This window comes from Parvibaculum sp. (assembly GCF_019635935.1).
Lineage (GTDB): Bacteria > Pseudomonadota > Alphaproteobacteria > Parvibaculales > Parvibaculaceae > Parvibaculum.
The window spans coordinates 790,961-804,778 of sequence record NZ_JAHBYN010000001.1 but is presented as its reverse complement, the minus strand read 5'-3'; the positions used below and the strand labels follow the sequence as shown (position 1 = coordinate 804,778).

The following is a 13,818-nucleotide window of genomic DNA, read 5'->3' as shown; positions in this document are numbered from 1 at the left end:
TAACAACAGAAAGCATCACATGTTCACTCTGACTTCGCTGGGCGGCGCGGGCACCGTCACCGGCTCCAAACATCTGCTGACGCTGGACGGCCACCGCATCCTCGTCGATTGCGGCCTGTTCCAGGGGCTGAAGAACCTGCGCGAACTCAACTGGGCGCCGTTTCCGGTCGATCCCCGCTCGATCGACGCCATCGTGCTCACCCACGCCCATCTCGATCATTCGGGCTATCTGCCGAAGATCGTCCGCGAGGGCTTTCGCGGCCGCATCTTTGCGACCGACGCGACGCGCGAAGTGGCGGCCCTCATTCTGAAGGACAGCGGTCATATTCAGGAGAAGGACGCCGAATACGCCAACCGCAAGGCCTATTCGAAGCACAAGCCGGCCCTGCCGCTCTATGGCATCCGCGACGCCGAGCGCGCAATCGAGGCCTTCACTGCCGTTCCATATCACAAGCCCGTTTCGCTGCCCGGCGGCGCCACGCTGACCTTCCGCCATGCCGGCCACATTCTCGGCGCCGCCACGGCCGAGATCGGCTGGGGCGGCAAGAAGATCCTCTTCTCCGGCGATCTCGGCCGTTATGACGACCCGGTGATGGTCGATCCCGAGCCGGTGCCAGAGGCCGATTATGTCGTCGTTGAATCGACCTATGGAAATCGCGCGCATGGCGGGGTCGATCCCATCGAGCAGCTCGGCGCCGTGATCGAGAACACGGTGGCGCGCGGCGGCACGGTGGTGATCCCGGCCTTTGCGGTCGGCCGCGCCCAGTCGCTTCTCTATTACATCTGGGCGCTGAAACAGGCCGGGCGCCTCCGCGACGTGCCGGTCTATCTCGACAGCCCGATGGCGATCAATGCGAGCGAGCTTCTTTGCGCCCATCTCGACGATCACCGCCTCTCGCCGCCTCTGTGCAAGGAGGTTTGCAACATCGCGACCTATGTGCGCGAGGTCGACGACTCGAAAGAGGTCACCGCCAACGCCTACCCGAAGATCGTCATTTCGGCGAGCGGCATGGCGACCGGCGGCCGCGTCCTGCATCACATGAAATCCTTCGCGACGGACCGCAAGCACACGATCCTCTTTTCCGGCTTTCAGGCCGCCGGCACGCGCGGCCGCGCCATGCTGCAGGGCGCGCGCGAAACGAAGATCCATGGGCAGTGGGTGCCGGTGCGCGCCGAGATCGCCGATCTGCCGATGCTCTCGGCCCATGCCGATGGCGACGAGATCATGCGCTGGCTCTCCGCCCTCCGCCGCCCGCCGCAGCAGACCTTCGTCGTTCATGGCGAACCCGATGCCTCAGAAGCCCTGCGCGTCCGCATCGACCGCGAGCTCGGCTGGAACGTCGCCGTTCCGCGCCAGGACCAGGTCTTCACGCTGTGAGACGGATGCCGATGTTGAACAACGGCCGAAACGACTGGCTCCCTTTCCTGCGGCGCTACATCGCCCTGATGGCGCTCGGCAATCTTGCCTGGGAATTCGCGCATATGCCGCTCTACACGCTCTGGGAAACCGGCACACCGCGCGAAATCGTCTTCGCCGCGCTCCATTGCACCGGCGGCGACATCCTGATCGCGCTTGCAGCCCTCATGGCGGCGCTCCTCCTTTTCGGCAACGGCTTCTGGCCGGCGCAAACTTACGGCCGCGTCGCCGCCGCCACCATCGCGATCGGCCTCGTCTACACGCTCTTCAGCGAATGGCTCAACATCGTCATCCGCGCCTCATGGGCCTATCGCGACCTGATGCCGGTCATCCCCGTCCTCGACGCCGGCCTCTCCCCGGTCGCGCAGTGGATCGTCCTGCCCGGCCTGGCCTTCTGGTGGCTAGGGCATACGATGAAGAAACGCTGATGTTTCTTCGTCGATGTAGTCGACTTGTTTTCTTCCGGCACACCAGTTGCTTCGAAAATGCCATCAAGCTGAGCGGCAATGAGATCGTAGGTTGGCTATATTCGATGTCTTGGAATCTACTTTCGAACCAAAAGTAGACTTTGAATCGTCGGCTTCGATACGCAAATATGGTGGAACGCCCCCCTCCCAACCCCCGTCGTCCGACGGAGATTGGGAGGGGGTGTTTTCAGTGACTTTTTTGTGTAGCCCTCCGTAAAGATGTCTGTGTTAGCCTGTTTTCATGAAGAGGACGTCCATCAGCTGCCGAAGCATAAAGCGCCGCCACCACTGGCTTGCGGCGGCGCTGGTGGTTGCGTTTCTTCTGACAACGGTGGCGGCGCCGGCGACCGATCTCGATATGATGGCCTCGGCTTACGCGATGGCCGATGAGGGCGCCACGACGCATATGGCGCATGGCGTGGGCGATATGGCGGGGCCCTGCTGCGACGATTGCGACCACGCTGACACGAAATCCTGCGACAGCTCGGCGCTCTGCATGACAGCCTGCGGCAAGCTGCCACTTCAACTCGCCGCGGTGTTCGGATTTGCCCTGGCCGAACGCGCCATCGAAGCGGTTCGCGCGCCGGACATTGGCCGGGCCGACCTTTCTCCCTCTCCCTTGCGACGGCCTCCCAGAGCGGTGTGACGCAACGGCGCGCGGCATTCCCGTTGCGCGTCAACTGTCACACCAGTTTCAGGAGAGTCCTATGGTTCGCTTGCCCAGAGCGTCCGCGATTGCCGTGCTTGTCGCCGTCGTGGCGATGGCCGGCATATGGAGCATCGCCGGCGCCCAATCTCAGACCTACAAGTTCGAGGCCGTTTCGGAGGAAATACCGGTCGGCGCGCGCGTTCGGATCGAGGTCCGGCTGCTTGACCCGAGCGGCACGCCTGTGCCGGCCGGAAACATAAACATCGTCTCGACGCGGCTCGATATGGGGCCCGACGGCATGGCGATGATGGACACACCGCTGACGCCGGTTGCGGCCGACGCGCCGGATGTCGTCGCTTTCGAAACGAAAATCGTGATGGCCGGTCGATGGGCGCTCACGATCGAAGCGGAAATCGACGGTGTGGCGGAGCCCGTCAAGGGCATCGTCATCTACACGGCCGTCGAAAGAAGGGCCGATGCAACCCCTGCCGCGCCAGCGGCAGGGGAGCGCAAGATACGCTACTACCGCCACCCGATGGGCCTGCCCGACATATCGCCGGTGCCGAAAAAGGATTCGATGGGGATGGACTACATACCCGTCTATGAGGACGAGTTGGCAGGCCCCGGGGGGACCGTCCGTATCAGCCCGGAAAAGACGCAGCTTGCCGGCGTCAGGACGGTGGCGGTCGAACGCCGTGACCTCGTCCGCATGATCCGCGGCGCTGGCATCGTTACAGTGGACGAAGCCCGCGTCGCGCTGGTGACGGCGCGCTTCGACGGATTTGTCGAACGTCTCGATGTCCGCACCACCGGCGGCACGGTGGCGGCCGGCGCGCCGCTGATGACGGCCTGGATCGAAAGCGACATGCTGTTGCGCAAACAGGCCGACTATCTCTCGGCGCTCGCGCGCGGCGGCCGCGATGTCGAGCGCGCCGCGCAGAACCTCCGCCTCTTCGGCATTTCGAGCGCCACCATTGCCGAAATGGCGCGCACGCGCGCGCCGGCGCGGGTGGTGACCTTCGAGGCGCCGCTCGGCGGCACCGTCATCGAAAAACCCTCGCTCGACGGCATGCGCTTTGCGGCCGGCGACACGCTCTTCAAGATCGCCGATCTCTCGGCGCTCTGGGTGATGGCCGAAATCGCCGAACAGGATCTCGCGCTCGTCAGGTCCGGCCAGCGCGCGCAATTGTCGATGCCGGCCATGCCCGGCGAAACGCGCGAAGCGATTGTCGATTTCGTCTATCCCGATCTCGACAGGACGACCCGCTCGGGCCGGGTCCGGCTCATCGTGCCGAACGCCGACGGGCGCCTCAAGCTCGGCCATTTCGTGCGCGTCGATATCGGCGCACCGGTCGGCGATAAACCGGCGCTCGCGGTGCCGGCCGCCTCGGTCATCGACGACGGCGCGCGCCAGATCGTCTTCGTCGCGCGCGGCGACGGGCTTTTCGAACCGCGCAACGTTCGCCTCGGCGCCCACGCCGGCGCCGATGTCGAGATCATGGAGGGTCTGGCCGCCGGCGAGGAGATCGTCACCTCCGGCATCTTCCTGATCGACGCCGAGAGCAATCTCCAGACCGCGCTTTCGGCCTTCACCGCCGAGCCGGTGGCGCCATGATCGCGGGCATTATCGGCTGGTCGGCGCGCAACAGCGTTCTGGTGCTGATCGGCACGCTCTTTGCGATCGTCGCCGGTGTCTATTCGATCGCGCGCATTCCGCTCGATGCGATACCGGACCTGTCGGACACGCAGGTCATTATCGTGACCGACTATCCTGGCCAGGCGCCGCAGGTCGTCGAGGACCAGGTGACCTTTCCGCTCGCGACAGCGATGCTCAACGTGCCGCGCTCCCGCGTCGTGCGCGGCTTTTCCTTCTTCGGCGTTTCCTTCGTCTATGTCGTCTTCGAGGACGGCACCGATCTCTACTGGGCGCGAAGCCGTGTCCTCGAATATCTGAGCGCGGGCGCCGACCGCCTGCCCGAGGGTGTGACGCCCTCGCTCGGGCCGGACGCGACCGGCGTCGGCTGGGTCTATCAATATGCGCTGAAATCCTCGGAGCTGAACCTTGCCGAACTGCGCTCGCTGCAGGACTGGCGGGTCCGCTTCGCCGTCTCGCGCGCCGAGGGCGTTGCCGAGGTCGCAACGGTCGGGGGCTTCGTCCGGCAATATGCGATCATCGTCGACCCGCTGCTGCTGAAAAGCACAGGCCTGACGCTGGCCGACATCGCCGGCGCGGTGCGCGCCAGCAACATGGATGTCGGCGGCCGTACCATCGAGCTTGCCGAAACCGAGTTCATGATCCGCGGCCGCGGCTATCTCGCCGGCATCGAGGATATCGAGAAGATCGTGCTCCGCGCCGAGGGCGGCACGCCGCTACTGCTGCGCGACGTGGCGCGCATCGAACTCGCGCCGGACGAGCGGCGCGGCGTCGCCGAACTGGGCGGCGAGGGCGAGGCGGTTTCCGGCATCGCCGTGCAGCGCCATGGCGCCAATGCGCTCGACGTCATCGAAAACGTCAAACGCGAGCTTGCGGCCGTTGCGCCGAGCCTGCCCGGCAACACCGAAATCGTCGAGGTCTATGACCGCTCGGCGCTGATCGGCCGCGCCATCGACACGCTTGTGCGCACGCTTGTCGAGGAAAGCATCGTCGTGGCGCTGGTCTGTTTCCTCTTTCTCTGGCATGCGCGCAGCGCGCTTGTCGCCATCGTCACGCTGCCGGTCGGCATTCTGATGGCGCTGGCCGCGACCCATGTGCTCGGCATCCCCTCCAACATCATGAGCCTTGGCGGCATTGCGATCGCGATCGGCGCCATGGTCGATGCGGCGATCGTGATGATCGAAAACGCCCACAAGCGGCTCGAACATGCGCCGCCCGGCGCCTCGCGCAGCGCCGTCGTCATCGAAGCCGCGCAGGAGGTGGGCCCGGCGCTCTTTTTCAGCCTGCTGATCATCACCGTCTCCTTCCTGCCGATCTTCACGCTCGAAGCGCAGGAAGGCCGCCTCTTCAAGCCGCTTGCCGCCACCAAGACCTTCGCGATGGCGGCCGCCGCCCTTCTTTCGATCACGCTGGTGCCGGTGTTGATGACGATCTTTATTCGCGGCCGGATCGTGCCGGAGGCCAAAAACCCGCTCAACAAGGCGCTGATCTGGCTCTACCGGCCCGTAATCGGGCTGGTGCTGCGTGCCCGTGGCGTCACCATCCTCGCCGCTGTCCTCGTGCTCGCCGTCACGGTGGTGCCCCTCAGCCGCATCGGCTCGGAATTCATGCCGAACCTCAACGAGGGCACGCTCTTCTACATGCCGACGACGCTGCCGGGCCTTTCGGTGACGAAGGCGGCCGAACTGCTGCAGACGCAGAACCGGATCATTGCCACCTTTCCCGAGGTCGCCTCGGTCTGGGGCAAGGCGGGCCGCGCCGACACCGCGACCGACCCCGCGCCGCTTGAAATGTTCGAGACCATCATCAACCTCAAGCCTGAAAGCGAGTGGCGGCGGGGCATGAACCTCGACAAGCTGATTGCCGAAATGGACGCCGCGCTGCAGTTTCCGGGCGTCTCCAACGCCTGGACCATGCCCATCAAGGCCCGCATCGACATGCTCTCGACCGGCATCCGCACGCCGGTCGGCGTCAAGATCTTCGGGCCCGATCTGGTCGAGCTCGAACGGATCGCCCGCGAGATCGAAACCACCCTGCGCGCCGTTCCCGGCACCTCGTCGGCCTATGCCGAGCGGGTCAATGGCGGTTACTTCCTCGACATCAAGCCCGATCGCGACCGCATCGCCCGGCACGGCCTCTCGATGGAGACGGTGCAGGAGACGATTGCGATGGCGCTGGGCGCGAAAGCCCTCACCACCACGGTCGAGGGGCGCGAGCGCTACGACGTGGTGATGCGCTATCCGCAGGCCTCCCGCGCCGACCCTGAGGCAATCGCGCGCGAGGTTTTCGTCACGACGCCGGCGGGTGCTGCCGTTCCGCTCGGCGAGATCGCCGACATCGCGCGGGCGCGCGGCCCCACCATGATACGCACCGAGAGCGGCCAGCCGGTCGTCTATGTCTTTGTCGACATCCGCGACCGCGATCTCGGCGGCTATGTCGGCGAGGCGCGGCGCGTGGTCGCCGGCGAAGTCGCGCTGCCGGCCGGCTACACGGTCGCCTGGAGCGGCCAGTTCGAATATCTGGCCCGCGCGCAGCAGCGCCTTTCCGTCGTCATCCCGGTGACGCTGCTGGTGATATTCCTGCTCCTCTATCTCAACTTCAAAGGCCTCACTGAAACCTTCATCGTGATGCTGTCGCTGCCCTTCGCGCTGGTCGGCGGGCTCTGGCTGATGGCGGCGCTCGATTTCAACATGAGCGTCGCGGCCGCCGTCGGCTTCATCGCGCTGGCGGGCGTCGCGGCCGAAACCGGCGTCGTGATGCTGCTCTATCTCGACCACGCGCTTCGCGACGCGAAGGCGCTGGCCGCAGCCGAGGGCCGCGCCTTCACCCGCGCCGACCTCAATGGCGCCATCATGGAGGGCGCCGTCGGGCGCGTGCGGCCGAAAATGATGACCGTCATCACCATCATCGCGGGTCTCCTGCCGATCCTCTGGGCCACCGGCACCGGCGCCGAGGTGATGCAGCGCATCGCCGTGCCGATGATCGGCGGCATGGTGTCCTCCACCATCCTCACCCTCGTCGTGATCCCGGCGATCTACGCGATCGTCCATGGCATGAGATTGTCAATGTCCGGATCGCAAATGAGTGCCCAAGCGATCATGTAAGAGCCTGCTACGGCTGGCTTACGCTTTTCATATAATCCAAAACACAAGCTTGTGAGGAACAGCGTACTGTCAGCCGTCTAATTTGAACGACGGCAGAAAAAAGAGCCGCGGGCACTTGGAAAGTTTGGCGCCGTTCGATATTGGCGAGTTGCAAACTGTAGCGGCGCGACGAGTATGGCGTGGGTCTATTGGCGAAACGGTTGGATCAGCTGGCGCAGATACGTGCGCGGATAGTCTGGCATATCGCCAATGCCGAGATCGGCGGAAGTGAACCTTTTATCCGGGTCAAACGCGGCCGTTCCAAGTAACCGATCCCAGAGCGTTGTGAAAAGACCGAAATTCACGTCGCCCTCTTCGGCTGACTTCAGATGATGAAAGCGGTGCACGGGCGCAAGAGCCAGGACATAGCGCAGGGGCCCAATCCGCATATCGGCGTTCGAATGTTGAAGGAGCAGCTGCACTGCCACCGCGAAAGCGAGCAGAAGGGCCACCTCCAGCGGCATACCCGCGAGGACAAGTGGGGCGGTCCCGGCCGTGAGTTCGACCGCCTGATGGAGCGGATGTTTCATCAAACCGTTGAACCCGTACATCCGACGGACGCTGTGGTGGACGGCGTGAAAGCGCCAGAGGATATTGTTCCGGTGGCTCGCCCAATGGGCAAGCGTGATGCCGGCATCGGCCACAAGGATGGCTAGGATGAGTTGCGCCCAGAGCGGCAAGGCATCGGGCCATAGCCGGGGAAATGGCATCAAGACAGCAGCAACCGGTATCAGCATTACGGATCCGGCGATGGACGCTTCATTGACCAGGAAGTGCATGAGGTCTCTAGACCTGTCACCCTGCGGACGGTTCCAGTCTTTTTGATATGGAATGAAACCTTCAATCAGAAACGAAACGCCGATCGCTGCGGCCAACAACCAACCGAGCGTCCACTTCGGGGCATCCGATATGATGATCATCATCGCGGCGGCGTTGAAGCCCACCAGGATCAGAGGTGCGTAGGTCCAGCGAGTAATCCATTTAAGCGCGTTCATCGGTCCTCCAATCATCCGGCGCGTGAGGGCAGACAGCCTCGCGAATGGATCGGTAACCCCGCGCATCGACGCCGTCTTGAACGATTCAGCAGCCGAATGCAGATGAAGAGACCCGGATATCGAGGCCTGACAAGCCAGCGCCCGGAGCAACGCCGAACCAGCGGCGCATACGGCGGGTGAAATGCGCCTGGTCGGAAAATCCACCGGCGTCTGCAGCATCAGCCAGACTTGCCGATTCTGATAGTGCGCGGGCTGCGCACTGCAATTGACGCCATTGCAATACGTGTGAGATCGGAACCCCAAAGGTAGAGTGTGATATTTGACGCAGGCGGCTTGAAGACACGCCGAGGGACTGTGCTACCCACCGTGGCGTGACCGCGGGTGCGGCAGACTCTAGTAGTTCCACTAGAGCGTGGCCCGGCAAATTCCGTCGACGATCAGGTATGGATTGGCTGAGAATTTCGCCGGGAAAGACACCGGTGTCATCATACACGTCTAGCGCGGCCGATAGGTGCGGATCAGCAATTTCAAAGCTTCGTGTGCTTACCTTTGTTGCAACTTCAAATCTTGCCAGGTCGAAATAGAAACTGCGGATACGTGTTCCGGAGGGGCCGATCGAGTGCGCGAGGCCGGAAGGGATGATGGCATACAGGCCGGACGGAACCAGGTGTACCTTGCCAGCGCATTCGACTTCGAGGGAACAGTCGATTGCCGCCGTCATCTGATGCGCGAGGTGTGCATGCAGCGCATTTCCGCCGGTGACGCCCTCAAGGCTTGCCCATCCGTCCCCAATGGTAAGTGATCCCGACCAGCGTTCTGTCCGCGTCAACATGTATCTCCCGCTGCCGTCTTGGTCGACGACCAATTTATGAGGACTGTTTTCGAGACGCCATCGGATTCTTTAAGAGGCATTGTTTTCATGAGCCGGTGTTGATGGGCATGTTCGGAAGGTGCCTTCGGAAACCGCTTCAGTGAAGACAGTCACCAAGCCTTCGTTAAAGATACGGCGATCGAGAATGGCTGTCTCCTATGCGCCGATATTGTTGATTTAGTCGTTGCGTGATCGACAGCTTGTCCGTGGGCCGATGATTTCGGGCCCGTTGTCCGGGGCGGCCTGATGCCCGATAGCCTTTATGACGGCGGGCCGTTACCCGGTAGACGCTGTTTCATGCCGCCGCGTGGCCGTGGCTCGGCATTGCTCGAAGCTTCGCCAGCTTCCTCAGGTTTTGTGCGGTGGCGGCGAGGAGGAACTCATCCCTGGCACCCTTCGGTCCACGCAGGCGCAGGCGGCCGAGCCTGAGGATGCGCTTGAGGTGGGCGAAGAGCATCTCGACCTTCTTGCGCCGATGCCGCGAACGCTCATAGGCCGGCGTGTTCGCCAGAGCCCGAGCCACATCGCGCGCGTCTTCGTCGATGTCCCGCGGCACCTTGCGCTGTGGCGTGTTCGGACAGCACTTCATCTTGAAGGCGCAGTTCTGGCAATCGGACTTGCTCGACCGGTATAGCCGCGTTCCGTCCTTGGTGATGCCCGAACGCGGCGTCTTGTAGGTTCGCCTGAACTGCACCAGCAGCTTGCCGCCCGGGCAGGTGTAGTGATCCCGCTCAGCATCGAAGACGAAGTCGGAGCGCGAGAAGGTGCCGTCGGTCCGGTTCGATTTGTCGAAGACGGGGATATGCGGCTCGATCTGCCGCTCCTTGACCAGCCAGGCGAGGTTCGCCGCCGATCCATAGGCGCTGTCGGCCGCCAGATGCCGAGGCTTGAGGCCGAAGCGCTTGTCAGTCCTGTCGATCATCGTTCTCGACGCGCCCACCTCGGCCTGCCGGATGGCGCGGCTGGCCTCGACGTCGAGGATGATCGCATTCTCGGTATCGATCAGATAGTTGGTGGCATAGGCGAAGAAGGCATGCCCCTTGTGAGCACCGGTCCACTGAGCGGCCGGATCCGAGGGCGAGACGAACTTCGGCTTCACCGCGCTGGCGGCGCCGAAGGCCGCATCGTCCAGTGTGGCCAGATACGCACGGACAGCCTGTCCTGCATCCGGGCCAAGTTCATCGGGGTGCCACTCGTCACCGGGAACAGAGCGCTGCTTGTTGGCATCCGCCGCGATCAGGCTCGCATCGACCGCAAAGCCTTCGCCACCGACCAGCCCCTCGCGCAGGCAGCGTTCCACCACCGTCTCGAACAGATGCCGCAGGATATCGCTCTGCCGGAAGCGGCCGTGTCGATTGCGCGAGAAGGTCGAATGGTCGGGCACCTTGCCGTCGAGCCCCAGACGGCAAAACCACCGATAGGCCAGGTTGAGATGGACCTCCTCGCACAGGTGCCGTTCGGACCGAATGCCGAGGCTGTAGCCCACGATCAGCATCCGCATCATCAGCTCCGGATCGATCGAGGGCCGCCCGATGCCGCTGTAGAAGGGCTTCAGCTCCGTGCGAACCGTCTCGAGATCGAGGAACCGGTCGATACGTCGCAACAGGTGATCGTCAGGAACATGATCGTCGAGACAGAAATCGTAAAACAGCTGCGCCGGCGCCACCTGTGTTCCCATCATCGTTCTGCCCTCCGATCAGCACAGCACGATGGAATCACGCTCCAGAAGCCCGTTCAACCGTCGATTAAATCAACACAATCCGCCAGAAGCGGTCATTGAATGTCGCCTTGAAGAAGCTGACGGCAGCGCCCTTCTTGACGAAGTATCGGACAGCGATCTCGACTGGGTGACCAATCATCAAGCGGTTGCTGCGGTCGAAGCTTCGGTTTCTGGAAATGCGAACTGTGCTTCGCATTTTTCCGCAGCGCAGAGCGGCTTCGACACCTGAATCGGACGCTGAAATCGTGTCCCCCCGCACTTCGGGCAGACAAAATAAGACCGAAACTGCCCGAGCTCGGCCCAACGCGCCTTCTCATCGCCGATTGAGCTGTACGCCCCCGGGTCGTCCGAGAAATGACTGCCGAAGTTTTCTACCGCGCCCTTCTGCAGCGAGTTGAGAAACCGGTTGTTGACGCCGGGAACCAGCGGCGGTGTGAGGTCCCTTGATTTCAGAAAGGCTGCGATGGAAGAAGCTAATTCGCTGCGGTCGTAGTTGTACGGCCGCTCCAGCGGCCGTATGCGAACATTGACGCCGAAGTCACGCGCCAGCGTTAGCAGGAATTCTTCTTCCGATTGCCGCATTTCGTTAGCCGCGGAATCGCCGTTGGCCCATCGCGCCTCAATCATCTCGTCCGTCACCTTATGATCGGAGAAACGCGGCCCGAACGATGGGTCAAGCCCTGTGATCCTCCGGTACTTCCAATCCTTGTCGACCAGTATGTCCTTCAAGTAGTGAAAGAAGCGCTCGTCATGAGTTGTGATTACGACCTGATGCTTGGCGAATTTCTGGGCGAGCATTTGCACAATCGACCGGCGGTGATCCACGTCATAAGACGTGACGATATCGTCCAGGATGACGATTGGCGCCCTCGAGTTGAATGCCAGGATCGCGGCTAACCTCAGCGCCAGCGCGACGGAATGAATTTGGCTGTCGCTGAAATAGCCACTCGGCTGCACGCCGAGCCGGTTCTTGGCAAAATCTACAAGCAGCGCCAACCGATGCTGATTTGTTTCGTCCTCTTTCGGCAGTTCTAATCGCACGGGTGGGGCGTCGCCACCCTGGATCAGGGCAAAAATCTCGTTCATCGGCTTTTGCAGAAGGTCGAGAAGGGCTTGCACCTTCGCCCGGATCGCCGCTGAGACCTGGGCCGCCTGTGCCGTCAGGTCCGCGGAGAGCGTGCCCAGCTCGTCGGTGACACGGGCGGCCTGGCGAAACTCCGCGGCAAGCTCAATCAACGCGTCAACTTTTGCCTTGGCCTTTGCGAAGGTATGGTCGCCTTGTCGTGCCTCGATTTCGTCGATTGTTGTTTTCAGCTCAACCTGCATCTCCAATAATTGCGCTCGTGCAGGGGCCGAATCTGGCGTCGCGCCCTCCGTCCAAATATTGACCGCTCCCCGATAATCCTTAAGCGTCTGCATGGTTATCGGGTGCGTTTCCGCACACAGTTCGATTAGCATCTCTAGCGACGCCTCCATGCGATCTTTGATTTTCCCGAGAGCGCTTTTTGCCTTTTCCAAGGCACTGTTCGCGCTCGCATAGGCGGTGAGGTCCGCGAGATGGGCGCTGATATGCTGTTGGATGATCGACGGGCTTCCAGCCGCGCTCTTTGCAATGGGCGTTTCGCAGATTGGACAGGTTTCAGGTGGCTTGTCGCTTTCGAATAGCGGTTTGGCGGCCTCCCAGGCGGACTTGAAGATCACATCTTTGGCGATGCCACGCTCTTCCTGTTCCCTTATTCCGGCCTCGGCCGCTTTCGTCGTGGCGGTTTCAAAGTCCGGTATCAGCCCCGTCAGCGCCGCACCCGCAGCTTCATCGTCCGCCTGGTACAGCTTTTCCGCCGCGCTCTTGATCTGCTTGAGCGCGGACAAACCAAGCTGCTTTTCCTCAGCGGCGACTCTCTCGACCAAAGCATTGTAGCCTGCATCGTCTGCAACAATGGCTTCCATGGTCAGCGTTTTATCCAGCGGTGCGAGCTGCATGGTGTTGATGTAAACAACGACCGCCGCTTCATTCCATGCCGACACGGCGCTGTCGGTTGCCTTCTTCAACGCCGCGTTCAACCGCTCGACCGACTTCGTGTCTTCGGCTTCCGATTTCACCGTGGTGCGAAGCGCTCGCAGATTCTTCTGGACTTCCACCAAGGGGCTGAGTTTTAGCCACGCCGCCACCGACGTGTAGCGGTCCTCCGGTGTCTGTTGTTCCACGAAGAAGCGCAGGTTATAGCCCCGGATGATCGGGTCGACCACCAACGCTGTCTTCAAGGCGGTGATCTCGGCCGGGCGGGGCCGCTTGCTTCCGGAGGCCGCGCGTGCGGCCTTAGTGGTCTTTCCGACCTGAAGCAGTTCGATCAACACCTCCGGCTTCACTTTGGCCGCCTCGGCGCCGTTGTGCGCTAGGGCTATCGGCCCAGCCTTGGTCTGAGCGGTACGGCTTCCCAAGCGTTCCAAGGTGCCGTCGTCCGAAAACAAGAATTCCAGCCCGTCAATCATGCTGGTTTTGCCGTGCCGGTTCGGCCCCAAGATGGCGAGGCACTTCTTCTCGCCAAAGTCGAACTGAGCGGGGGCAAGATACGCTCGGAAGGCTCGTAGTTCCAGGCGGCGAATGGAGAACGTTGCCTCAGCCATCGACGGACTCCGGCGGTGCCGCCCGTTTCGTTGCCAGCGCGACTATGGCGGCTTTCGCACGACTAACGGCGTCAGCTGGCGCCTTGGCGATCAGTATCTCGGTCGACAAAATCTTTGCTAGGTCTAGATCGATGCCCTCGTCGGCCTGTAATGCCGCTGCCACTCCTTTCAAAAAGGCGTCTGGAGTCTGGGGCTGTTCATCCGTGTCGGCCATATTGCATCCTACCGTCGCGACGCTGTCGCAGAAATACTCAGTTCCGAAATCGAACAAAAAAGG

At 62.4% G+C, this 13,818-nt stretch carries 10 protein-coding genes; 5 read left to right on the top strand and 5 right to left on the bottom strand.

Translation table 11 applies throughout. From position 1 onward, the window contains the following. The first annotated feature begins 19 nt into the window (after positions 1–19). The 5 genes from KF719_RS04155 to KF719_RS04135 all read left to right on the top strand — a co-directional run bounded on the left by KF719_RS04155 (position 20) and on the right by KF719_RS04135 (position 7,291). Positions 20–1,378 (top strand): MBL fold metallo-hydrolase, encoded by a 1,359-nt coding sequence (locus KF719_RS04155; RefSeq protein ID WP_293507325.1) that lies wholly within the window; start codon positions 20–22, stop codon positions 1,376–1,378. A gap of 11 nt (positions 1,379–1,389) precedes the next feature. Beyond that, positions 1,390–1,845 carry a hypothetical protein gene (locus KF719_RS04150; RefSeq protein ID WP_293507323.1) on the top strand — a complete coding sequence of 152 codons (456 nt, stop codon included), beginning with the start codon at positions 1,390–1,392 and terminating at the stop codon, positions 1,843–1,845. Between the two features lie 280 nt (positions 1,846–2,125). Further along, positions 2,126–2,530 carry a hypothetical protein gene (locus KF719_RS04145; protein WP_293507321.1) on the top strand — a complete coding sequence of 135 codons (405 nt, stop codon included), beginning with the start codon at positions 2,126–2,128 and terminating at the stop codon, positions 2,528–2,530. 61 nt (positions 2,531–2,591) lie between these two features. Beyond that, on the top strand, positions 2,592–4,148 hold the full coding sequence (locus KF719_RS04140; RefSeq protein ID WP_293507319.1) for an efflux RND transporter periplasmic adaptor subunit: 1,557 nt from the start codon (positions 2,592–2,594) through the stop codon (positions 4,146–4,148). Next, entirely contained in the window at positions 4,145–7,291 is a 3,147-nt protein-coding gene (locus tag KF719_RS04135; RefSeq protein ID WP_293507318.1) for a CusA/CzcA family heavy metal efflux RND transporter, read from the top strand. The genes KF719_RS04140 and KF719_RS04135 overlap by 4 nt, the downstream gene beginning before the upstream one ends. Before the next feature lie 185 nt (positions 7,292–7,476). Here KF719_RS04135 and KF719_RS04130 read toward each other — a convergent pair whose 3' ends face one another. From KF719_RS04130 to KF719_RS04110, 5 genes are all read right to left on the bottom strand, one after another. Beyond that, positions 7,477–8,325 carry a sterol desaturase family protein gene (locus KF719_RS04130; RefSeq protein ID WP_293507316.1) on the bottom strand — a complete coding sequence of 283 codons (849 nt, stop codon included), beginning with the start codon at positions 8,323–8,325 and terminating at the stop codon, positions 7,477–7,479. Positions 8,326–8,410: 85 nt separating this feature from the next. After that, positions 8,411–9,157, bottom strand: coding sequence for an AraC family transcriptional regulator (locus KF719_RS04125; protein ID WP_293507314.1), 747 nt, complete (start codon positions 9,155–9,157; stop codon positions 8,411–8,413). A 334-nt stretch (positions 9,158–9,491) separates the two neighbouring features. Further along, positions 9,492–10,877, bottom strand: a complete 1,386-nt coding sequence (locus KF719_RS04120) for an IS1182 family transposase (RefSeq protein ID WP_293507313.1) — start codon at positions 10,875–10,877, stop codon at positions 9,492–9,494. A gap of 177 nt (positions 10,878–11,054) precedes the next feature. After that, complete coding sequence (locus KF719_RS04115; protein WP_293507311.1) at positions 11,055–13,541, bottom strand: AAA family ATPase; 2,487 nt, start codon at positions 13,539–13,541, stop codon at positions 11,055–11,057. Further along, a complete protein-coding gene (locus KF719_RS04110; RefSeq protein WP_293507309.1) occupies positions 13,534–13,755 on the bottom strand; it encodes a hypothetical protein in 222 nt (73 codons plus the stop codon). Before KF719_RS04110 ends, KF719_RS04115 begins: the two co-directional genes overlap by 8 nt. Between the last annotated feature and the right edge of the window lie 63 nt (positions 13,756–13,818).